Here is a 22,220-nt window from a genome sequence, read left to right on the forward strand (position 1 = left end):
ATTATTTTTATTGTTCTCGTGTCTTTTGTGCACTGTAGTTGTGCTTATTTTTTAATCGAGATTTTTTCTTCTAGTTCTTCGACTTGTTTTAGTAACTCATTTAAACGCTGATTGGCATTATTTAGGGCAGTGCGTTGACGTTCGAGCTCTTCTTTAGACACTAAATCCATTTTACTGACGGCTTCGTTGAGCAGGGCACGCAGGTTGTGCTCGAGGTCCTTTTTAGGCTGTTCAACTTGCTGCAAAATTGCTTGTAACAGGGTTTCAATCATAATCCGATCCATCGCCATATAAATGCGCGGACAGTGTAGCATTGCTGCAAGAGTGACTTACAGTATTTCAGATGAAATATAGGCTGCTTCGATTAGTAATATTGTAAAAATCCACATAAAAAATATCCAATTTGTGCAGATTCCAATACGTTATAAGTATAAAATAAAAGAGCAAGAAACATCGTGCCGGGCTTTCTAATTTCCCCCGACCTTAGGAATCTTGGCATGAAATTTGAACATAAAACCTTACTGGTGAAATAAGCCGAAGGAAAACAAACATGAAGCTCGTAACTGCAATTGTAAAACCTTTCAAATTGGATGATGTGCGTGAAGCATTATCTGAAATTGGTGTTCAAGGCATCACTGTGACTGAAGTCAAAGGCTTTGGTCGTCAAAAAGGCCATACTGAACTTTATCGTGGTGCTGAATACGTTGTAGATTTCCTACCGAAAGTCAAAATCGAAATCGCAATCAGCGATGAAATGGTTGATTCGGTAATTGAATCAATTACTCGTGTTGCAAGCACTGGCAAAATCGGTGACGGAAAAATTTTCGTAACTAACTTAGAACAAGTCATCCGTATTCGTACCGGTGAAACAGGTGCAGACGCTGTTTAATTTGGCACGAAGTTTGCTGAGTACCTAATAACTCACAAAAAACATGGTTGGGGGATACGAATGAAAAAAATGCTAATGGCGTTCGGCTTGTCCAGCGCTCTTTTAGGTGGTTCTGTTGCGTGGGCTGAAGAGGCCGTAACAGCACCAACACCTACTGAAGAAGTCGCACTCGTTGCAGAGACTGGTGATACTTCACTTACAACAACAGACACAACTACAGCAGAGATTGCTGAAGTGGCGCCAGCTGAACCAGCAGCGCCTGCAGAAGAAGAAGCTACTCTCGATACTGGCGATACAGCCTGGATTCTCACTTCAACAGCCCTTGTATTACTGATGACCATTCCAGGTTTAGCCCTGTTCTATGGCGGTATGGTCCGTAAGAAAAATGTGCTGGCAACAATGGCACACAGCTTTGTTGCCGCAGCCGTAGTCAGTATTGCCTGGGTCGTGATTGGCTATACATTGGCCTTTGGTGAAGGAAATGCCTTTATCGGCAGTCTGGACAAGCTCATGCTGGCTGGAATAACCACCGATGCGCTTTCAGGCACAATTCCTGAAATCCTGTTCGTGATCTTCCAAATGACGTTTGCCATTATTACGGTTGCCATCATCAGCGGTTCGATTGCTGAGCGTATGAAGTTTGGTGCTTTTGTGGCATTCATTGCACTCTGGGTGATTCTGGTGTATGCACCAATTACTCACTGGGTCTGGGGCGGCGGCTGGTTAGGTAACGACGGTGCGCTTGACTTTGCTGGTGGTACAGTCGTTCACATCAACTCAGGTGTAGCGGGTCTGGTTGCAGCCTACATGCTTGGTAAACGTATGGGTCTTGGCCGTGAATCAATGGCGCCACATAACCTGACTTTAACTGTAGTCGGTGCAAGCTTACTTTGGGTAGGCTGGTTCGGCTTCAACGGTGGTTCAGCATTGGGTGCAAATGGTTCTGCAGGTTATGCGCTGATCGTAACTCAAGTTGCAGCAGCGGCAGCAGCGATCTCTTGGTTAATTACTGAAAAAGTAGTACGTGGTAAAGCATCTGTATTAGGTGGGGCTTCTGGTGCGGTAGCAGGTCTGGTGGTGATTACTCCAGCAGCTGGTTTCGTGACTGTCGGTGGTGCGCTGGCAATGGGTCTGATCGGTGGTGTGGTATGTTTCTGGGGTATTACTGCTCTGAAACGCGCACTAAAAGCCGACGATTCTCTAGATGCCTTTGGTTTGCACGGTGTGGGTGGTATCGTTGGTGCGATTCTGACAGCATTCTTCGCAAGCGAATTCATCATGGGTGATGCTGCTCCAGCAAATGTAATGAGCCAACTTTGGGTTCAAGTTGAAGGTGTACTGGCAACCATCGCTTACTCTGCAGTATTAACTTTCGTGATTCTTAAAGTAATTGATCTGATCATCGGTATCCGTGTTTCTTCTGATGATGAACGCATGGGTCTGGACTTAAGTCAACATGGCGAACGCGTAGAATAATCTGCTAAAACAATAATCAATATATTGTGTAAAACAGCCCATCTGGGCTGTTTTTTTTCTATATGTTGCGTAAAACTCTACAAAGTTTGGAATTTTTGCTACACTCGGAAATCATCAGGATTTGTTCAATTAAACCGCTATGCATTGCCCATTTTGCAATACACCAGACAGTAAAGTGATTGATTCACGCCTGGCCGCTGAAGGTTGCCAGATTCGCCGCCGTCGTGAATGCGTCAGTTGTAATGAACGCTTTACCACCTTTGAAAGTTATGAAGTGGTGATGCCGCGTGTCATCAAATCTGATGGCAAGAATGAACCCTTTGATGAAGCCAAATTACGCCGTTCCCTGATGCATGCCTTGCAGAAACGTCCTGTGACGCAAGAACAGATTGAAACGGTGCTCAGTGATATCCAGTTGCAGATTCGCCGTCTGGGTGAGCGTGATGTGAAATCACGCACGATTGGTGAAATTGTCATGCAATCTCTATTTGCACTTGATCATGTCGCTTATGTCCGTTTTGCTTCGGTCTATCAGGATTTCCAGGATGTCGAAGCCTTTCGTCGTCAGATTGAACAGATGCAGCAACGCGGTGAGTTTCAAGAATAAGCATGACTGAACTCACTCAAGATCAAATCTGGATGCGTCGTGCCATTGAGCTGGCACGTCAGGGACAGTACTCTACTAAACCCAACCCGAATGTCGGCTGTGTCATTGTCAAAGATGGCATAGTCGTGGGTGAAGGTTTTCATCCCAAAGCGGGTCAGCCTCATGCGGAAGTCTTTGCCATGCGTCAGGCCGGAGAGCAGGCACGTGGCGCAACAGCATATGTGACTTTGGAACCTTGTGCCCATTATGGCCGTACACCACCATGTGCTAAAGGATTGGTTGAAGCAGGCGTAGCTAAAGTGATTGTGGCTTGTCCTGATCCGAATCCACTGGTCGCTGGCAAAGGTGTGCAAATCCTGAAAGATGCCGGAATCGACGTTGAAGTCGGCATTTGTGAAGATGAAGCACATCCACTGAATGATGGCTTTCTAAAAGCGATGGCGACTGGGATGCCTTATGTCCGTTTGAAAATTGCATCGAGTCTGGATGGCCGTACGGCAATGGCATCGGGTGAATCGAAATGGATTACCGGTCCTGAAGCCCGTCAGGATGTCCAGCACTGGCGTGCCATTTCTGGCGCAGTGATTACCGGGATTGAAACTGTATTGGCTGATGACTGTCAGCTCAATGTCCGTAGCCTGAAAGGTATGAATGACATCAGCACGGTAGTTCAGCCCAAACGGATTATTCTGGATCGCCAGGGGCGTTTACCCCTCACTACCAAGATTTTGGAGACTCCAGAAACGGTGATGGTGATGGGGCCTTATCGTCAGGAGCTGGCTGATCTGGGTGTGATCCAATTCGAAATTCAGCCTTTAAAAGAATTATTACAGCAACTGGTTCAGCAGCATCAGATATATGATGTGCTGGTTGAAGCAGGTGCGACTTTATCTACTGCATTTTTACAGGCAGGGCTGGTGGATGAACTCATCAGTTATGTTGCACCGACTTTATTGGGGCAAACTGCGCGTAGTATGTTCAATGCAGAATTCAGCCGAATGGCAGAACAACTTCGATTCAAGTTGCAGGACGTGACCCGTTTGGGTGATGACATGCGCTTCAGGTTAATTCCCTCTCAAGAGACACTATGAATTCAGAGTCTACGGTTTACCACAAACGTCGCCATGCGGCACGTACCACAGATGAATATCTTTTCCATCAGCTGGTTCCTTATCTGGGGAACAAACGCCGTTTACTACACTTAATTCTGGAAGCACTTGAGAGCACGGGAACCCTAAAACGTGAAGATGGCCGTGCGCCGATATTTGCCGATTTCTTTGCCGGTTCTGGTGTGGTATCACGTTTGGCACGTCAAAATGGCTATCGTGTCATTGCCAATGACTGGGAACCGTATAGCCATGCGCTGAATCATGCAGTTCTGGCATGCACTGATGCACCTGCATTTAAAGAACTGGGTGGCTATCAGAAAGCGATCGACTATCTAAACCGTCTGCCTGAAGTCAAAGGCTGGGTGACGCATAACCTGTGTCCACGCAATGACGAAATCTATGATCCGACCCGTGACCGTTTGTTCTTCAAGCGCCGTAATGGCATGCGTATTGATGCCATTCGTCAGCAGATTGCGACCTGGCAGGCGCAAGGTGCAATCGATGATGTCGAGATGAGTGCTTTGTTAGCACCGCTGCTCTATTCAGCCAGTTTTGTCAGCAATACTTCTGGTGTATTTAAAAGTTTTCATCATGGTTGGGGTGGAAAAACCCAGACTGCACTAGAACGCATTGAATCACTACTTTGGTTAACGCCAAGCCGTTTCTGTGAAGATGCCAAGCATCAAGGACCTGCTGCAGAAATGTGGTGTGTAGATGCCCAACATCTGGCCAATCAGATGAGTGGTTTTGAAGTCGATGTGGCTTATCTGGATCCACCGTATAACCAGCATGCCTATAGTAGTAACTATCATGTACTCAATGCTTTAACGCTGTGGGATCAGGTGGATTTACCGACTCCAGACACTAAAGGCTTCAAGAGCGGGATTGACCGTGCATGGCGTAAAGAACGTCCAAGTCAGTACAACTCATCCAAGCATGCCAAAGAAGCCTATGAAACTTTGTTGGCGACCATTAATGCGCGTTTTATCCTGACCAGTTATTCAACCGATGGTAATATCAGTGCCACAGATTTGCTGCAGGCCAACCTGAAACGTGGCCGTGTAACCTTGCTCACTCAGGATGTGCCACGTTATCGTGTCAGCAAACAGCGCCAGTCTGAACGTGCACGTGTACTAGAATTTATTGTAATTACCGACACACATGCCAAGTCAGGTCCGCCAATCCGTCAGTTACTGAGCCAGTTGCATCATTATGCCGAGCTGGGCGGTGTGGATACGACCGGGGTGAGTACCCAATTGGCCTTGTGGTAAGTGCAGAGAAAAAGGAAATAAAGATGTTTACAGGTATTATTGAAAGTCTGGGCAAGGTCGAGAGCCTGCAAAGCGTTGGCGGTGATGTGCGTTTACGCATCCAGACGGATCTAGATATGTCCGATGTACATCTAGGCGATTCAATTGCCACCAATGGTATCTGTCTGACCGTAATTGACTGGGGTGAGAACTGGTATGCTGCAGACGTATCACGTGAAAGCCTGGACCGGACTACACTGGCTAACTGGAAAGTCGGCCAACCTGTAAATGTCGAAAAGGCGATGCTACCAACTACACGCTTTGGTGGACATATTGTTTCTGGTCATGTCGATGCTGTAGGTGAAATTACGGTGGTACGTTCCGATGCCCGTTCCATTTATTTTGAAGTGACTGCACCAAAAGAAATTGCCAAATATCTGGCAGAGAAGGGCTCTATAACAGTAGATGGCATCAGCCTGACCATCAATCATTTGCGTGGAAATATCCTTAGTCTGAATCTAATTCCGCATACGGCAGAACGGACCAATATTGGTACCTGGAAGTTAGGCACTAAAGTCAATCTGGAAGTGGATGTACTGGCACGTTATATCGAGCGTTTATTGCTTGGTGACAAGGCCGCAGAAACTACAGAACAGTCTAAAATCAGCATGGAATTCTTAGCCGAAAATGGCTTTTTGAAATAAATTAGCTGCGCAATTACCAGACAATCTAATTGAAAAATTAGACTGTTTTTTTATTTTTCGGGATAATACGTAGCTCAACTCGCGATTTTAGCCCCAGTGGACAGGTCGAATGCTCGATTTTTTACTTCATCTTGAACAGTCTTTACCCTTATTGCTGGAGCAGTATGGGGTATGGATCTATGCAATTTTGTTCCTGGTGATTTTTGCGGAAACAGGTTCGCCATTTTTTTTCTTTTTGCCCGGTGACAGTCTGTTGATTGCCGTCGGTGCGCTGTGTTCCAGCTCTGACCTGATTACCTTACACTCCATGGGTTTATTGCTGCTGATTGCTTCGATTCTGGGTTATACCGTGAATTATTATTCAGGCAGGGTGCTCGGATTAAAATATTTCAATGAGCATTCACGGTTTTTCAAACCCGAATATATGGTCAAAACCAATCATTATTTTATGAAACATGGCGGCAAGACGATCTTAATTGCGCGTTTTATTCCCTTTGTACGTTCCTTCGGTCCTTTTGCGGCAGGTTCTGGCCATATGAGCTTTGCAACTTTCAGTTTTTATAATGTGACTGGGGGAATTCTCTGGATTAGCACTCTGCTAGGGGCTGGCTATCTGCTTGGCAATACCGCATTTTTACTGGCTGACTTGTTTTAATTTTAAAGCAGATTTTATAGTTTGATGGAATAAACTAACCAAGACAGGGGATGGATTAGGCTGAAAAATAAAAAGAATCTTTTCAGCCAACTGACTATCAACTTTACTCAGCCAGATCAGAATTTTTCAGAATATAGTCAATTTCTTCTTTGGCTGCAGCGCGTAATTTCTCACGCAGTGCATTGACGGTTTGTTCAATCACAGTTTCTGCTTCGAGTTCCAGACGTAACCGTAAACTTTCCAGCTCAGATAAAATCTGGGTATCGTCGATATTTAGGCGACCTTTGGCAAAGTCGAGCACCTGATCCGGATTTTTCTGATAACGTGCGGCATAATCCTGAACCTCAGTATCTAGCATATGACGCATTTCAGCCAGCTTCCGGGTCTGCTCGGCAAATTTTCGCTCTTCATCACGGCGTAGCTGTTCGGCATAGGCTTGCTCTTCAGCACGTTTTTCGGCTAAGGCTTTTTCGAGTGCCCGTTGTCTGCGAATACGTGCTTCTTCAATCAGTTCGGCCTTGCGCTGTGCATACGCTGCTTCAATTTTACGCTCAGACTCTTTCTGTAACTGTTGGTCGCGAACGAGCCATTCTTCTACAGCGGTTTCAGGCTTAAGTACTTCACAGATGCGCGAGAGGTCATCGATAAAGGTCTGACGTACAGCCTCAGGCGTGTTTAACCAGCGCTGTTTAAAATCTGGACCTACATTTAATGCCACTTGCATCTCCTTGTTCACGTGATTACTTAGAGCTTAAAGGTATTTGGCTGAATGCCAAAGCGACGATATTGTTTATATTTTTCACGTCCCAGCTGTTTGGCTGGTTCATTGTTTTTAATAATCTCAATAATGTGACTAAATTTCGCATCAGGTTCAAGTGCTTCCGGATTAAAATTAAAAATAATCCAGCCAGGCTGCTCTGGTAATTGAGCCGATATACAAACGGTCGCATCTGGCTGATCGATTCCATGCGGAATAAAGCTGGCAGGATCAAAGTTCCATAGCTTTTCATCCAGTTCCTGCTGTAAGGCAGGATCGGCACACAGCAGCCAGATACGCTCTGGCTGACGCAAAATTTTACGGCATAAACGACAAGTGCTGTCCACTTGTCGTTCAGGGCTTTTTTCAAATAAATAAAAGCTGACCTTAGCCATGCTTTTGAACGCGATTAGCCAGGAATTGCATTAATAGAGGTACTGGACGGCCAGTTGCGCCTTTATTTGGACCTGAATTCCATGCAGTACCTGCAATATCCAAGTGAGCCCAGCGATATTCACGCGTAAAACGTTGCAGGAAGCATGCAGCTGTTACAGAACCGGCTTTAGGGCCACCAATATTGGCAATATCAGCAAATGGTGAATCCAGTTGTTCCTGATAGTCGTCCAGTACTGGCATGCGCCATACACGGTCAAATGCATTTTGGCCGGCGGTTTCAAGCTCTGCAGCCAGCTCATTGTCTGGCGTAAACATACCGGTCAAGACTGAACCTAAGGCCACTACACAAGCACCGGTTAGAGTTGCAATATCAATCACCAGGGCAGGGTTGAAGCGTTTCACATAAGTTAGCGCATCACAGAGTACCAGACGGCCTTCAGCATCAGTATTTAAAATTTCAACAGTTTGACCACTCATGGTGGTTACAATGTCACCTGGACGGGTGGCTTTGCCCGATGGCATATTTTCCGCTGCAGCAATCGCACCTACCACATGAATTGGTAAACGAGATTCGCATAGTGCAAGAAGCGTGCCCAGAACTGAAGCTGCACCGCACATATCGTATTTCATTTCATCCATGCCAGCGCCTGGTTTTAATGAAATACCGCCGGTATCAAAAGTAATGCCTTTACCCAGTAATACAACTGGTGCTTCTTCACGATGAGCCAGATATTCAATTGTAATAATACGGCCTGGACGGTCTGAACCTTTGCTAACTGCAAGGAAGGCACCCATACCAAGGTCAGCCATTTGCTGTTCATTAAGTACAGTTACTTTAAGCAGGTCCGGATATTGAGCCGCCAGCGCTTGCGCCTGTTCTGCCAGATATTCTGGGAAACAAATATTGCCAGGACGATTACCCAGATCACGCGCCAGATTCTGACCAGTCTGAACGGCCTGAATCAATTGCAACTGTTCAGCTGTTAGCGGAGTTTCGGCAGCGATGAAATCAATCTGCTGCAGAATAAATTCGTTCTTTTTTGACTTGTATTCGTCATAGCCGTAGCTGGCTTGAGTTAAAGCCAATGCAAACAGATAGTGCAATTCTTGTGGAAGTTGTGTCAGATCAACAGAAATCTGTTTGAATTTTTTTTGAGAGCCTTTAATAATGGCTTGGGCAATTTTCGCCAGTTTTCCCGCTTGTAATTCGGCAGTCTTGCCGAGGCCGATCAGGGCCGCATGCTGAGACTGGCTGACCTGTCCAATCAGGCTTAAACTTTCTGCCAGACCAGCCTTGAATTGAGATGCTTTAATTAATGTATCTAGGCTGTTGATTTGGTATGTTGATGCAGCGCTCTGAATCTGTTCTGAGTCGACTAAAATCAACAAAGATTGACTTGATCCATTCTCTGGGAATGACGTATTAATTGTAAGGTTCATATCTTGTTTTCACGCCTGTTTAGATTTGCAAATCATTCAAGCATTGAAACATTTATCCGAATAGATTTTCAATGGGCAGAGCCACCTAGGTTTTATATTTTTGCTATTCGGGTAAACTAGCACTCGTTTTATGGAGCTCATTTTGGAAGAACTAATTTGATTATTCGGCGTTATCTGGTCAAGCAAGTGGTATCGACCTCCTTGGTGGTGATTGCCTTACTGACCCTTATCATGATGGGCGGTCGTTTGATCAAGTATTTTGGTGTGGCCGCACAGGGGCGTCTGGATGCTGGAATCCTGTTCAGCATCATTGGTTATCGTTTGCCTGAATTCCTGACCTTGATTCTTCCACTTGGGTTCTTTATTGGCTTAATGCTGGTCTTTGGTCGTCTCTATGTTGATCATGAGATGGCGGTCTTAAATGGTAGCGGAATTAGCCGGCATCAGCTGGCACGTCTTTTGATTCCGATGACTTTGGTCTATCTCCTTGCACAAGGCTTTCTCATGTTGTGGGCTTCACCGTGGGGGATTCGACAGTTCGAAGCCTTGACCAGTGAGCAGGCAGTACGAACCGGCTTTGATCTGGTTCGGCCCAAAGAATTTATCTCTTCCGGACCTTATACCATTTATGCCGGAGATCTATCCGAAGATCGCAAAAACCTGAAAGATATCTTCTTCTATCAGCGTGCGGAAAAAGAAGGCAAGCCAGATGTGATGATTCTGGCGCAGGAAGCGACCCGAATTGAAATGCCGAATGATGCGGCCAATGTGGTCGATCTCGTCAATGGCCGCCGCTATGAAATTTATCCAGGCACGCCGCAATATACCCAGGCTGAATTTGAAAGCTATCGTTTACGGATCGAAAGTGATAAAGAAGCAGAACTGGCCAGTGATGAAGTTGAAGCCTTGCCGACCGGACAGCTTTGGAAAAATCGTCAGGATCCTGTCGTAGCCAGTGAGCTTGGCTGGCGTGTCTTTGTACCATTTGCCATTGTAATTGCCCTGATTTTGTCTGTAGCCCTGTCTGAAGTGAGCCCACGTCAAGGTCGCTATCTCAAATTATTCCCGGCACTGATGATCTTTGCCAGCCTGATCGTCGCCCTGATGGCCATCAAAACCCGGGTCAGCAAGGCGGAAATGGGCATTTGGGCTTATCCATTGGTCCTGATCATATATGCCATAGCCGGTGCATTGTTCTCACGTAAACAGAATTTGGCGCCAAAAATTAAAAAACGGATTCAGCGAGTGAGGTCTTAACAATGTTAGCACGTCGTATAGTTGCCAAACATGTGACCGGAACCACCGCGCTGGCGATGCTTGGGGCAACCGCTGTTCTTTCAGGTCTGCAGGTCTTATTTACGTATTTAGGTGAATTGGGTTCCCTGAAAGAAGGCTATGGTGCCTGGGATGCCTTGAAATATGTACTCTGGGGGGCACCGAATTATCTTTATGAAATCCTGCCAATTTCGGCACTGATTGGCGCGGTACTCGGTTTAGGTACATTGGCTTCCAATAGTGAACTGATCATAATGCGTTCAGTCGGAGTCAGTCTGTGGCGGATTGTCGGCTGGGTGATCCGTTCAGCATTGCTATTGGTCGTATTATCGTTTGCCCTGAGCGAGTGGGTGATTCCATATACCAATGAACAGGCCAAAGCAGTCAAAAGCTATAACAAGCCAGTCAAAATTGGTGAAGTGAAAGGTTACTGGACGCGTGAGGGTAATCGCTTTATCTATATTGATTATGCTAACGCCAAGGGCCAGCTGAAAAATGTACAGATGCTGGACTTTGATGACAATTACCGACTGCGGGGTACTCTGGATGCCAAGCAGGGTGAATTCGTCAAAGATGGGGCTTGGAAACTAGATAGCACAGAACAGTTTGATATTTTACAAAATGGCAATGCGACACTAGTACAGCATGATGAGCAACCACTGGCTTTGGCCTTGCAGCCGAAATATGTGCATATGGTGACGATTGATCCGGAAGATTTATCGCCAAGCCAGCTGGTGAGCTTTATGAGCTATATGCATGAATATAGTCAGGTACCTAAAACCTATCAGCTGGCTTTCTGGCAGAAAGTCGGTTCGCCATTTGCCCTGATTGCGCTGGTAGTGATTGCCTGTTCATTTATCTTTGGGCCATTGCGTCAGCAATCGATGGGCTTCCGTTTGGTGATTGCGTTATTCGCAGGGTTAGGCTTCTTCTATCTGCAGGATTTTCTCGGTTATGCCAGTCTGGTCTATGCGCCGTCACCGGCATGGTTTGTATTTATTCCTATTTTGCTGATGTTTGCTATTGGCGGCTACTTGCTCCATCGGGCCCGCTAAGCCACAGGAAAATAGAAGAAATCAATCGCAACAAGAGGCTTAAACCATCGTCTGGTCATGGCCTCTTTTTGCAAAATTCAGTAAACTAGAGCGATTAATTCGTAGACGAAAAGAGTATTTCATTATGACGGATGCAACTGCTGGCAAAATCCCTCACGTTTTGGTGATTATGGATGGTGTGGGTCATCGCGAAGCGGTCGAAGACAATGCGTTTTTAGCGGCTAAACGACCAAATTTAACTGCTATGCAGGAAAAGCATCCGCATGGTTTGATCTCAGGTTCAGGTGAAGATGTCGGCCTGCCTGATGGTCAGATGGGGAACTCTGAAGTCGGTCATATGAATCTTGGTGCTGGCCGTGTGCTGTATCAGGACTTTACCCGTATTACCAAAGATATCCGTACTGGGGCTTTCTTCGAACATGAAGTGCTGGTAGATGCGGTTGAGAAAGCCAAAGCAGCAAATGGCGCAGTCCACATTATGGGTCTGTTGTCTGAAGGCGGTGTGCACTCACACGAAGATCATATCGTGGCGATGGCTGAACTGGCTTTAAAACGCGGTGCTCAGGTTTATCTGCATGCGTTTCTCGATGGCCGTGATACACCACCAAAAAGTGCGCAACCCTCTTTAGAAAAACTGGATGCATTATTTGCTCAATATCCGGGCCAGGGTCGTATTGTCAGCATGATCGGTCGTTATTTTGCCATGGACCGTGACAACCGTTGGGATCGTGTAGAGCAAGCGTATCGTCTGCTGACTGAAGGTGAAGCAATGCGTACTGCAGCTACTGCAGTTGAAGGTCTGGAACAGGCTTATGCTGCAGAGGAATCAGATGAATTCGTAAAAGCGACTCGCATTGGCGACACTGTGAAGATTCAGGATGGCGACAGCGTCGTATTCATGAACTTCCGTGCTGACCGTGCCCGTGAATTGACTCGTGCCTTTGTTGAAAAAGATTTTGCCGGTTTTGAACGTAAGGTTGTACCGAATCTGGCGAAATTCGTAATGTTGACCCGTTATCAGGCGACCATTGATGCACCAGTAGCCTATATGCCAGAAGCGCTGGTAAATTCTTTAGGTGAGTATCTGTCGAACCTGGGTAAAACTCAGCTACGTATTGCAGAAACCGAGAAATATGCGCATGTAACGTTCTTCTTTAGCGGTGGCCGTGAAGATGAATATCCAGGTGAAAAACGTATCCTGATCCCATCTCCAAATGTTGCGACTTATGACCTGAAACCGGAAATGAGTGCCTATGAAGTAACAGATGAACTGGTGGCAGCGATCAATTCAGGCGAGTTTGACCTACTGGTTGTGAACTATGCCAATGGTGATATGGTCGGCCATACTGGTGTATTTGATGCAGCAGTGAAAGCCGTTGAAGCCGTGGATACTTGCTTAGGCCGAGTTTATGAAGCTGTGATGGCGAAAAAAGGTCATATGATTATTACTGCAGACCATGGTAATGTGGAGCAGATGCAGGATTATCAGAGCGGTCAAGTGCATACCCAGCATACCACTGAACTGGTTCCATTTATCTATGTGGGTCCAAGCTCTGCAACAATCGCAGAAGGTGGCGTATTGGCTGATGTTGCACCAACCCTGCTGAACTTGATGCAAATTCCGGTACCAGCTGAAATGCAGGGTCGCAATCTTATTGAGCTGCACGCTTAATCTTTTATAAAACAGGTATAAGAATGATAAAAACACATGGCAAGTCTGTAGTCTTATCCTGCTTACTGATGTGTTTGAGTCATTCCGCCTGGAGTGCTGTTTCGACCGAGATGGCACTCGATGAACTGGAAATGGATGAACAGGTCTATAATGAAATTCCTGTTACATCCATCCAGGAATTTGTTCAGATTTATGGCATCGTCAAAGATAATTATATTCAAGACAAAAATGACGATGTGCTTTTCCAGCAAGCCATTCAAGGTCTGGTGAGTGGCCTGGACCGCTATTCCCGCTATTTATCTCCTGAAGACTATAAACAGCTGCGTGAATATACTGAAGGTGATCTGGCCAGTATTGATTTTGATCTGCATTTTAATCCACAGCTAAAACAATGGATGGTACAAGGCTTAAGTCTGGATGCTGATTCTGCCAAACAAGGCCTTCGCAATGGTGTCACAGTTTACAAGATTGATGATCAGGTCTTGAGTGCGCTGAAACGTGAGCAAGTGCGAGATTTATTAACCGGTGCCATTGGCTCTACTTTAACGCTCCAGCTTTCTGCGCAAAGTGTACCGATTACACTGGTCCGCAATACCAAAGTGGATACCGAGATTAAATCGACGCTGCACAGCAATCAAGTTCTGGTGCTGCAGGTCAAAGTTTTCCAGCAAGATACCGCTAATGAAATCAAACGGATTATTGAAAGTTATTCAAGCAATCGCCTGAAAGCAGTGCTGTTTGACCTACGTAATAATCCAGGTGGTTTATTGTCGGCGGCTGTTGAATCAGCAGATTTGTTCCTGAATCAGGGCATTATTGTTTCAACCAAGAGCCGCTCTGAAGGCAATCAGCAATTTCAGGCACTTCCAGGAATTGAGTTTCAGAACCTGAAAATCGGGATTCTGATTAATAACCGCTCGGCTTCCGCTGCAGAAGTATTTACTGCTGCTCTGAAAGAACATAATCGTGCCTGGGTGGTAGGGGAAAAGAGCTATGGCAAAGGGGTGGTACAGAAACTGTTTCCTTTGAGCAATGGCTCCGCTTTGCAGATGACGGTATCACAATACTTTAGCCCGAGCGGCAATATGATCGAAGGACAGGGGATTCAGCCACATTTCACCTATCCCTTAGGTCAGGATGCGCGTGAGGAGAGCTATCTGGATCACGTCACAGACTTGCTGCTCCTGCAGAAATAATTATTCCTCTTCTTCGGTATCCAGTCCGAATTTTTTCAGACGATAACGTAAAGAGCGAAACGACATACCAAGTTTTTTGGCGGCCAATGTACGATTCCAATGCGTCAGATTCAAAGCATTCAGCAGAATTTCTTTTTCGATCTTTTCTAAATACAGTTCCAGACCTTCTTCGGGGAGTTTCTTGGGAATAATGATCTGATCCGTAGATGAGGTCGGCTCTGCCAGATTTGCCGTTTCTGATTGGACGGATACCGTATGACGCAGTGGAGCAGTTTGCAGATGCTGAAGATCAATCTTGTCTTCATCACTCAAAGTAATGGCACGTTCAATGATATTGCGCAGTTCACGCACATTGCCCGGATAATATTGCTCCAGTAAAAATTCTTTACTCCGTTCCGTTAGCTTTTTCGCAGGAATCTCCCATTCCTGACAGATCTTTTGAATAAAATGCTCAGCGAGGAGCAGAATATCCTGACCACGCTCACGCAGTGGTGGTAAGACCAGATCCATCACATGAATACGGAAAAACAAATCCTGACGGAATTTGCCTTGTTGTACCAGCGCATCGAGATCCTGGTGGCTGGCACTAATGACACGGAAATCGACATCAATTTCAGTATCGGAACCGACGGGACGAATGCGTTTTTCCTGGACGGCACGTAACAGTTTAACCTGCATAGATAGCGGTAATTCGGCGATTTCATCTAAGAACAAACTACCTCCATGGGCAGACTGAATTAGTCCTTGTTTGTCCTGAGTCGCGCCAGTAAAGCTGCCTTTCTTGTGGCCAAACAGTTCACTTTCCATTAATTCAGTCGGGATTGCACCGCAGTTAATCGCGATAAAAGGTCCTTCATTGCGGTTACTAAGACGATGGACCAGATTGGCCACCACTTCTTTCCCGGTCCCTGATTCACCAGTAATAAATACCGGAGCTTGAGAACGGGCAATTTTTTTCAAGGTGACCCGCAATTGCTGAATAGGCAGAGATTGTCCAATCAGCAATTTATGTTCTAATGAATCATTGGAATTATTCTGATAATAGTCTACTGGTTTATTCAGTGCTTTTTGCAGCAGTTGTTCCAGATGCTTTTGATTGATCGGTTTGCTAACAAAGTCAAATGCACCTGCCTTGAGTGCAGCAATAGCAATATCCATATTGCCATAAGCCGTTAGAACAGCTACCGGAAGGTGAGGGGAATGCTGGTTAATCCAGTCCAGTAATTGCAGACCATTGCCATCAGGAAGATTTAGATCTGTCAGACAGGCATCATATTGATGATCCCTAAGACATTTTTTTGCATCTTCCAGACGATGAGCAATATGCGTACGGATTCCCATGCGCATCAATGACATTTGCATGAGGGTACATAGATCTTCCTCATCATCCACCAATAAAACCAGTGGTTGTTGTTCCACAATATTTCCCCTTATTCCTTTTATGCTGTCACACGTTGACAGCTAATCCGAAAGCATGCGCCCTGTTCTTGTGAAATGTAGTTGAGTTGTGCCTGATTGGCTTCACAAAAACTGTGTGATAAATATAGTCCGAGTCCCGTTCCATGGATAGACGTGCTGAAAAAAGGTTTAAATAATAATTCCTGATCATGGGTGGCAACACCAGAGCCAAAATCCCGGACATCTATCCATACCTTATGTTCATATGGGTGAATATTCAATTGAATATGGGACGAATCCGGTGAATTATGCCGGATGGCATTACGAATCAGGTTAATTAGAATCTGACGTAACTGGGCTTCATCGAACTGAATTGCCAGTGGTACATCAATATTAAATTGAATCTGGTCCGCCACATCTGCTAAATCTTCCTGAATAAACAGTGGTATAAATTCATTCAGCTGAATTACGACTGGATGGGTTTCTTTATTCTTCACCATATTCAGGGTGTCCTGAATAATCCGGTCAATCCGGGTGGCCTGTCGGCTAATCATCTGATGCAGAACTTGTTGCTGTTCAGGTTCAGAATCGAGATAAAGATCATTGGCCTGTACAATGGCAGCCAGAGGATTGCGAATTTCATGGGCAATACTGGCGGAAAGCTGGCCTAGAGCAGCAAGCTTTAACTGTTGCACCTGCTGATTAAGTTTACGGGCATCTTGCAGCACGAGGAGAGTCAGAGTCTGGTGCGGCACAATCAGCTTTTGTACCTGCACGTGAATATTATAACGACTCTGCTGGGATTCAAATTGAAACCGCTCGCCATTTTCCAGATTTTCAAAACGGATCAGTTCAAACAGGTCATTTTGAGATTGGTATAACGAAAATCTTTCATGGGCATACATTGGCTCAATGCCGAGCAGATGACAGGCAGCCGGATTACTGAGCACCACATGGTAATTCTCATCTAAAACCAGATAGCCGGTTTCAATCTGTTCCAGAATATAGCGGTTAATATTCTGTAAGCGATATAGTTCCAGCGATTGAGAAAAATTCAGGTTTTCCAGAATCTGAAAGCGCCGTACCGCAATTTGTCCTGAGCCATAGACGACAAAAAACAAAAAGGCCAGCAGGGCACTATTCCCGATATTGGTAAGCGAGGAAAAGGCAAAAATACTGCCGATAAAATGCTGGTAGATGATACTAATCACCGCAATCAGGGTGATGATCAGGGCCTTCTTGGCATCGAGCAATAATGAGGCTGAAAAAATGGTAATAACAAAAATCAGTCCGAGATGCACATTTGGACCCTGACTGGCCAAGGTCAATAAACTGAGAAAAAAGACATCGCTGGCAAAAATCAGAATGAACTGCGGCTGAATCAGGCGCTTTACCCATCTCAGCGTAAACAGCTGCACAGTATTGACGGCGACGCTAATCATTAAGGCATAGTGATAGAGTTTAGGATACTGATAATCTGTAGTCATATCAGGATAAGTCAGCAGAAAAATCAGCAACAGACCCGTGCTGATAATCAGGCGGTAGGCGCTATACCATAGGCCCAGATGATATTGATTCAGTTCAGAATAACTGGATGTTTGCGCCATAGGAACCGCATTAAGCAGAGTGTTAAATTAAGGTTTAATCAGGCCATAGCGCATTGCAAGATGGGTTAGTTTAACATCACTATCGATATTCAGTTTTTCGAAGATCCGGTAACGGTAAGTATTAACTGTTTTAACACTTACAAACAGCTTGTCGGCAATTTCCTGCGCGCTAATACAGTTCACTACCATCATGGCTACCTGCATTTCACGTTCAGACAGTGCGTCAAAAGGAGATTGCTGGGTATCGGACAGGTAAGAACTCGCCAGCTGTTCAGCAATGTCGGCACTGAAATATTTACCGCCCTGCATGACTTTATTGATGGCACGGACCATCTCTGATACAGGTGCACCTTTGGTGATATAACCTTTGGCACCTGCTTTCAATAATAGTGAAGGATAAGGTTCTTCAGCCAGGCCACTGACCGCAAGAACTTTGGTTTCAGGAGCAGTCTGTAGCAAACGGCGTGTGGTTTCTACACCACCGATACCTGGCATGTTGACATCTAACAGAACCACATTGGGATGATGCTGACGGACGAGGGTAATTGCTTCTTCACCAGATTCAGCCTGTCCAATCACCTGAACATCCGCATGGTCTTCCAGCATTCTGCAAATTCCAGTACGAACTAATTCATGGTCGTCGACAACTAAAACTGTGATCACCTAGACTCTCCCTCATTAAAAAATCATTTTTTTGTTACATAAAGCAAAATAAGCTTGCAATGAAACTACAAAATTAGCAATCCTATTCGCAGATTAAATCTGAAACTTATCACATAGTGTCAAGAACAAAAAATGTTCGGCATTGTGTTTAAATGTAAGGCATATTAGAGGTAATACGCAAATCAATCTTACCTCTGTTAGTTGAGTGAAGGAATAGTGAAGAAAATAAACAAGTCTTTAAGGCATCTACTCGGCCTGTCCGTGTTAATCAGCATGAGCACGACAAGTTTTGCTGAAATCATTATGAATTCTGGCACAACAGAGGGCGGATCCAGCATCAGCTGGTCTTCTGATGAAGTCAATCAGCTCATGAATGATAATTTGAGCGTATCTGCTGCAGAACCTTCACCACCAGGTTCAGCAACTGTTACGACGACGATTCGTCAGGGCGGCGCACCAGCACCAGTACCGACAAAACCTGTGCAGATTATTGATAATAGTCATTTTATTAATCAACCTGCTGTAAGTGCGCGTGCAGCTCTGGTGATGGATTCACAGACGGGTGAAGTGTTATTCAGTAAAAATACCAATAATGCTTACCCGATTGCGTCGATTACTAAATTGATGACTGCAGTAGTGATTTCAGATGCGCGTTTGAATATGTCTGAAAAAATTACCCTGCAACAGGCTGATTTTTCCTGTGCAGGCTGTAAGAGCTCAAGTTCTACCTTAAGAGCCGGGGACAGCATGAATCGTGCTGAAGCCTTATTATTTGCTTTGATGAAGTCTGAGAACCCGGCTGCAGCTGCATTGGCGCGTACTTATCCAGGCGGTCGTGCAGCCTTCATTGCGAAGATGAATGCCAAAGCTAAAGAGCTGGGCATGAATTCAACCCACTATATGGAATCTACTGGCCTGCATCCTGGCAATGTGTCTTCTGCACGTGATTTGGGGATTCTGGTCAATACCGCTTCACAGTATGGCCTGATCCGTCAATTCTCTACCACTGCCAGCTATGATTTCAACCTGGGTTACCGTGTATTGAAATCCAACAACACCAATTCACTGGTGCGTAATGGTGGCTGGAATATCAATCTGTCTAAAACCGGTTATATTAATGAAGCAGGACGTTGTGTCGTCATGCACACCACCTTGAATAACCGTCCTGTGGTGGTCGTGGTATTAGGTGCGGATTCAACTGCTGCACGTACCAATGATGCGACTCGTCTGATGACTTGGGTATCTAGCCTGCCTAAACAACGTGTTTAATCTTTTTTAAGCGCATATAAAAAGCCCTGCAATTGCAGGGCCTTTTATTTCAATCTAAATTACATATTAGAAAGAATTGATTCACGAACCTGTTCTAAAGTTGCGTCAATTGAAAGCATTACGGCATCAGAACATTGTTTGATCGCAGTATCCGGATCTTTCAGACCGTTACCAGTTACAGTACACACGATCACAGAACCTTCAGCAATTTTACCTGCTTTAATGTCACGGATTGCGCCACCGATTGAAGCTGCAGATGCAGGTTCTACGAATACGCCTTCATACATAGAAAGAAGACGTTGCGCTTCCAGAATCTCGGCATCAGTCAGTTCATCGAACCAACCTTTAGAATCACGAACAACCGCTTTCGCATGGTTCCAGCTTTGTGGATTACCGATACGGATTGCAGTTGCAACAGTCTCAGGATTTTCAACAGGTGCACCACGAAGGAAAGGTGCAGCACCAGAAGCCTGGTAACCTACCATTGTTGGCAGACCTTCAGGTTTAGGACCAGTGAAGGCATCAGTAGCAGCGTCGTAAACCACTTGCTCAAACTCGCCAGCAGGCTGATTTGCAACCGCTTCGGTATAACCCATCCAGTGCGCAGTAATGTTACCCGCATTACCTACAGGCAGGCAGTGGTAATCTGGTGCACGGCCCAATTCATCCACGATTTCGTAAGCAATGGTTTTTTGACCTTGCAGACGGTATGGGTTGATTGAGTTAACAATCGTCACAGGTGCTTTATCAGCGATTTCTTTTACCAGACGCATACCGTCATCGAAGTTACCGCGGATTTGCATGGTGATCGCACCATACATCATCGCTTGCGCCATTTTACCCATCGCAATTTTGCCTTCTGGGATTAAAACAAACGCTTTGATACCTGCACGCGCTGCATAAGCTGCAGCAGCAGCTGAAGTATTACCTGTAGAAGCACAGATAATCGCTTTAGAGCCTTCTTCAACCGCTTTTGTTACCGCCATGGTCATACCACGGTCTTTAAATGAACCAGTCGGGTTTAAGCCCTCGTACTTCACATAAATTTCAACATTTTTGCCAATAATGCGCGGAATATTCGCAAGCTTAATCAGTGGCGTGTTACCTTCACCCAGAGAAACGGCTTTAGTAGTTGCAGACACTGGTAAACGGTCGCGATAGCGGTCAACTAAACCAGTATAACGATTGGCATTCGACATGATGATGTTCCAATTGTGTGTAGAGCTTGGCAAGGGGAGAGTGTCCCCTCGACCCGATTAATTATCAAGCGATTCTAAACGAATTCGTACAATTTCGCCATGAATGACAGGAAGAGCTTGAATTTGTTTTAACGCTTCATCCATTTTCGCTTCCTTGACTGGATCAGTCAGGATCACGATAGGAATAAGATCTTTCAGACGTGACTGCTGCAGAATTGCATCAATACTGATGCCTTCGCGGCTTAGAATAGAGGTTACTTCAGCCAGTACTCCGGTTTGATCTTCAGCATTGATCCGGATGTAGTATCCAGTCGTCATTTCTTCACGTGGCAGGATTGGCAGGTCACTTAAGCTTTCAAAAGCCAGTTGTGGAATTGTACCAGCACCATCTTCAGTATAAGAAATATCACGTACGATATCCACGACATCTGCGACTACTGCAGAAGCTGTAGGACCTGCACCCGCACCTGCACCGTAATACAGTGTAGGACCAACCGCATTGGCTTGAACCAGAACTGCATTTTTTACACCATTCACATTAGCGATCAATTGCTCTTCAGGAATCAGGGTAGGGTGTACACGGAGTTCGATACCAGTTTCAGCACGACGGGCAATACCGAGGTGTTTAATACGGAAGCCCAAGTCTTCAGCATATTTCACGTCTTGTGCAGTAATTTTGCTGATGCCTTCAGTAAAGACTTTATCAAACTGCAACGGAATACCAAAAGCAATAGAGGCCAGTAATGTCAGTTTGTGTGCTGCATCGATGCCTTCTACATCGAAGGTTGGATCTGCTTCTGCATAACCCAGTTCTTGCGCTTCTTTCAGTACATCAGCAAAGGCACGGCCTTTATCTCGCATTTCAGTCAGGATGAAGTTGCCTGTACCGTTGATGATACCAGCCAGCCAGTCAATCTTGTTGGCTGCCAGACCTTCACGCATCACTTTAATAATTGGAATGCCGCCAGCTACCGCTGCCTCGTAAGCAATTTGCACAGCGTTGTCATCGGCAAGTTTGAACAGTTCATTTCCATGTTCAGCCAATAGGGCCTTGTTGGCAGTTACGACCTGTTTGCCATGCAAAATGGCTTCTTTAATCACTTCATAAGCAGGGTGAATACCGCCCATGACTTCAACCACCACATCTACATCAGGTTGACGTACGATGTCGAGCAGATCTGCACTTTGTTTAACTGATTCAGGTAGATCCAGATCAGGACGCGGACGACGCGTACCAACATGGGTAATTTGAATTTCACGACCGGTGCGACGTTTAATCTCAGCAGCATTTTCTTTTAATAGTTTAAGGGCACCACCACCCACAGTACCAAGACCGAGGATTGCCAGACGAACTGGTTTCACGTCACACTCCAAATATAAACAGTTTTTTACGAGAGCCTAGATCATAGCTAAAAAAGCGGCCTGACTCTAGGGTCATTTCAGAATATCTTCATCTATAAAATAAAGTTAAATAACTAGGGTCTGTTGACACTTACTGTTCATAATTAACCCTATAACGGTAGCCATAAAAATATACAGGCTAAGGCAACAGAACTTTGATAATTTCTTTTGAGCTTGTCATATCGAGTAGCTATTCCTCTAA

The 22,220-nt window shown here is 45.4% G+C and carries 21 protein-coding genes and 1 pseudogene; 12 read left to right on the forward strand and 10 right to left on the reverse strand.

Features of this window, described 5'->3' with window-relative positions; all coding sequences use genetic code 11:
* Positions 1–44: 44 nt before the first annotated feature.
* A complete protein-coding gene (locus FTU72_RS10450; RefSeq protein ID WP_004787313.1) occupies positions 45–272 on the reverse strand; it encodes an accessory factor UbiK family protein in 228 nt (75 codons plus the stop codon).
* Positions 273–550: 278 nt separating this feature from the next.
* On the opposite strand from FTU72_RS10450, the gene glnK reads away from it, so the two are divergent.
* The 7 genes from glnK to FTU72_RS10485 all read left to right on the forward strand — a co-directional run bounded on the left by glnK (position 551) and on the right by FTU72_RS10485 (position 6,690).
* On the forward strand, positions 551–889 hold the full coding sequence (glnK, locus tag FTU72_RS10455) for a P-II family nitrogen regulator (protein ID WP_004650081.1): 339 nt from the start codon (positions 551–553) through the stop codon (positions 887–889).
* 60 nt (positions 890–949) lie between these two features.
* On the forward strand, positions 950–2,365 hold the full coding sequence (locus tag FTU72_RS10460) for an ammonium transporter (protein WP_166136495.1): 1,416 nt from the start codon (positions 950–952) through the stop codon (positions 2,363–2,365).
* A gap of 139 nt (positions 2,366–2,504) precedes the next feature.
* Positions 2,505–2,972 carry a transcriptional regulator NrdR gene (gene nrdR / locus FTU72_RS10465; protein ID WP_004787309.1) on the forward strand — a complete coding sequence of 156 codons (468 nt, stop codon included), beginning with the start codon at positions 2,505–2,507 and terminating at the stop codon, positions 2,970–2,972.
* A 2-nt stretch (positions 2,973–2,974) separates the two neighbouring features.
* The gene (ribD, locus tag FTU72_RS10470) at positions 2,975–4,063 is read left to right on the forward strand and encodes a bifunctional diaminohydroxyphosphoribosylaminopyrimidine deaminase/5-amino-6-(5-phosphoribosylamino)uracil reductase RibD (protein ID WP_180052797.1); all 1,089 of its coding nucleotides are present in this window, start codon (positions 2,975–2,977) and stop codon (positions 4,061–4,063) included.
* The gene (locus FTU72_RS10475) at positions 4,060–5,352 is read left to right on the forward strand and encodes a DNA adenine methylase (protein ID WP_004787305.1); all 1,293 of its coding nucleotides are present in this window, start codon (positions 4,060–4,062) and stop codon (positions 5,350–5,352) included. Before ribD ends, FTU72_RS10475 begins: the two co-directional genes overlap by 4 nt.
* 23 nt (positions 5,353–5,375) lie before the next feature.
* Positions 5,376–6,035, forward strand: a complete 660-nt coding sequence (locus FTU72_RS10480; RefSeq protein WP_034703431.1) for a riboflavin synthase — start codon at positions 5,376–5,378, stop codon at positions 6,033–6,035.
* Positions 6,036–6,144: 109 nt separating this feature from the next.
* Entirely contained in the window at positions 6,145–6,690 is a 546-nt protein-coding gene (locus FTU72_RS10485) for a VTT domain-containing protein (RefSeq protein WP_004787301.1), read from the forward strand.
* 103 nt (positions 6,691–6,793) lie between these two features.
* Here the strand turns inward: FTU72_RS10485 and FTU72_RS10490 are convergent, their stop codons facing one another.
* From FTU72_RS10490 to FTU72_RS10500, 3 genes are read right to left on the reverse strand one after another with little or no spacing between them, the layout of a single operon-like run.
* A complete protein-coding gene (locus FTU72_RS10490; protein WP_159123955.1) occupies positions 6,794–7,408 on the reverse strand; it encodes a hypothetical protein in 615 nt (204 codons plus the stop codon).
* A gap of 26 nt (positions 7,409–7,434) precedes the next feature.
* Positions 7,435–7,842, reverse strand: a complete 408-nt coding sequence (locus FTU72_RS10495) for a DNA polymerase III subunit chi (protein WP_180052798.1) — start codon at positions 7,840–7,842, stop codon at positions 7,435–7,437.
* Complete coding sequence (locus FTU72_RS10500; protein ID WP_180052799.1) at positions 7,835–9,283, reverse strand: leucyl aminopeptidase; 1,449 nt, start codon at positions 9,281–9,283, stop codon at positions 7,835–7,837. The genes FTU72_RS10495 and FTU72_RS10500 overlap by 8 nt, the downstream gene beginning before the upstream one ends.
* A gap of 156 nt (positions 9,284–9,439) precedes the next feature.
* On the opposite strand from FTU72_RS10500, the gene lptF reads away from it, so the two are divergent.
* The 4 genes from lptF (at position 9,440) to FTU72_RS10520 (ending at position 14,481) form a co-directional block, all read left to right on the forward strand.
* On the forward strand, positions 9,440–10,540 hold the full coding sequence (gene lptF, locus FTU72_RS10505; RefSeq protein WP_034703425.1) for an LPS export ABC transporter permease LptF: 1,101 nt from the start codon (positions 9,440–9,442) through the stop codon (positions 10,538–10,540).
* A gap of 2 nt (positions 10,541–10,542) precedes the next feature.
* The gene (lptG, locus tag FTU72_RS10510; protein ID WP_180003801.1) at positions 10,543–11,613 is read left to right on the forward strand and encodes an LPS export ABC transporter permease LptG; all 1,071 of its coding nucleotides are present in this window, start codon (positions 10,543–10,545) and stop codon (positions 11,611–11,613) included.
* A gap of 124 nt (positions 11,614–11,737) precedes the next feature.
* Positions 11,738–13,285: a 2,3-bisphosphoglycerate-independent phosphoglycerate mutase gene (gene gpmI, locus FTU72_RS10515; RefSeq protein ID WP_180015005.1), complete on the forward strand. Its 1,548-nt coding sequence runs from the start codon at positions 11,738–11,740 to the stop codon at positions 13,283–13,285.
* 23 nt (positions 13,286–13,308) lie between these two features.
* A complete protein-coding gene (locus FTU72_RS10520) occupies positions 13,309–14,481 on the forward strand; it encodes a S41 family peptidase (RefSeq protein WP_180052800.1) in 1,173 nt (390 codons plus the stop codon).
* Here the strand turns inward: FTU72_RS10520 and FTU72_RS10525 are convergent, their stop codons facing one another.
* From FTU72_RS10525 to FTU72_RS10535, 3 genes are read right to left on the reverse strand one after another with little or no spacing between them, the layout of a single operon-like run.
* Positions 14,482–15,903 carry a sigma-54 dependent transcriptional regulator gene (locus FTU72_RS10525; protein WP_180025475.1) on the reverse strand — a complete coding sequence of 474 codons (1,422 nt, stop codon included), beginning with the start codon at positions 15,901–15,903 and terminating at the stop codon, positions 14,482–14,484.
* Positions 15,904–15,920: 17 nt separating this feature from the next.
* Positions 15,921–17,486: a PAS domain-containing sensor histidine kinase gene (locus tag FTU72_RS10530; protein ID WP_180011332.1), complete on the reverse strand. Its 1,566-nt coding sequence runs from the start codon at positions 17,484–17,486 to the stop codon at positions 15,921–15,923.
* 27 nt (positions 17,487–17,513) lie between these two features.
* Positions 17,514–18,149 carry a response regulator gene (locus FTU72_RS10535; protein WP_005233474.1) on the reverse strand — a complete coding sequence of 212 codons (636 nt, stop codon included), beginning with the start codon at positions 18,147–18,149 and terminating at the stop codon, positions 17,514–17,516.
* A gap of 216 nt (positions 18,150–18,365) precedes the next feature.
* Here FTU72_RS10535 and FTU72_RS10540 point away from each other — a divergent pair, with 216 nt between their 5' ends.
* Positions 18,366–19,418 (forward strand): serine hydrolase, encoded by a 1,053-nt coding sequence (locus FTU72_RS10540; protein WP_034703413.1) that lies wholly within the window; start codon positions 18,366–18,368, stop codon positions 19,416–19,418.
* 59 nt (positions 19,419–19,477) lie between these two features.
* Here the strand turns inward: FTU72_RS10540 and thrC are convergent, their stop codons facing one another.
* The 3 genes and pseudogenes from thrC to FTU72_RS10555 form a co-directional block, all read right to left on the reverse strand.
* On the reverse strand, positions 19,478–20,617 hold the full coding sequence (gene thrC / locus FTU72_RS10545; protein ID WP_104426956.1) for a threonine synthase: 1,140 nt from the start codon (positions 20,615–20,617) through the stop codon (positions 19,478–19,480).
* Positions 20,618–20,674: 57 nt separating this feature from the next.
* Positions 20,675–21,979 (reverse strand): homoserine dehydrogenase, encoded by a 1,305-nt coding sequence (locus FTU72_RS10550; RefSeq protein WP_005233480.1) that lies wholly within the window; start codon positions 21,977–21,979, stop codon positions 20,675–20,677.
* Between the two features lie 149 nt (positions 21,980–22,128).
* Positions 22,129–22,220 (reverse strand): annotated as a pseudogene (locus tag FTU72_RS10555) (IS5/IS1182 family transposase); the annotation flags it as partial.

This window comes from Acinetobacter sp. YH12137 (assembly GCF_013418535.1).
In the GTDB taxonomy this organism is placed as follows: domain Bacteria; phylum Pseudomonadota; class Gammaproteobacteria; order Pseudomonadales; family Moraxellaceae; genus Acinetobacter.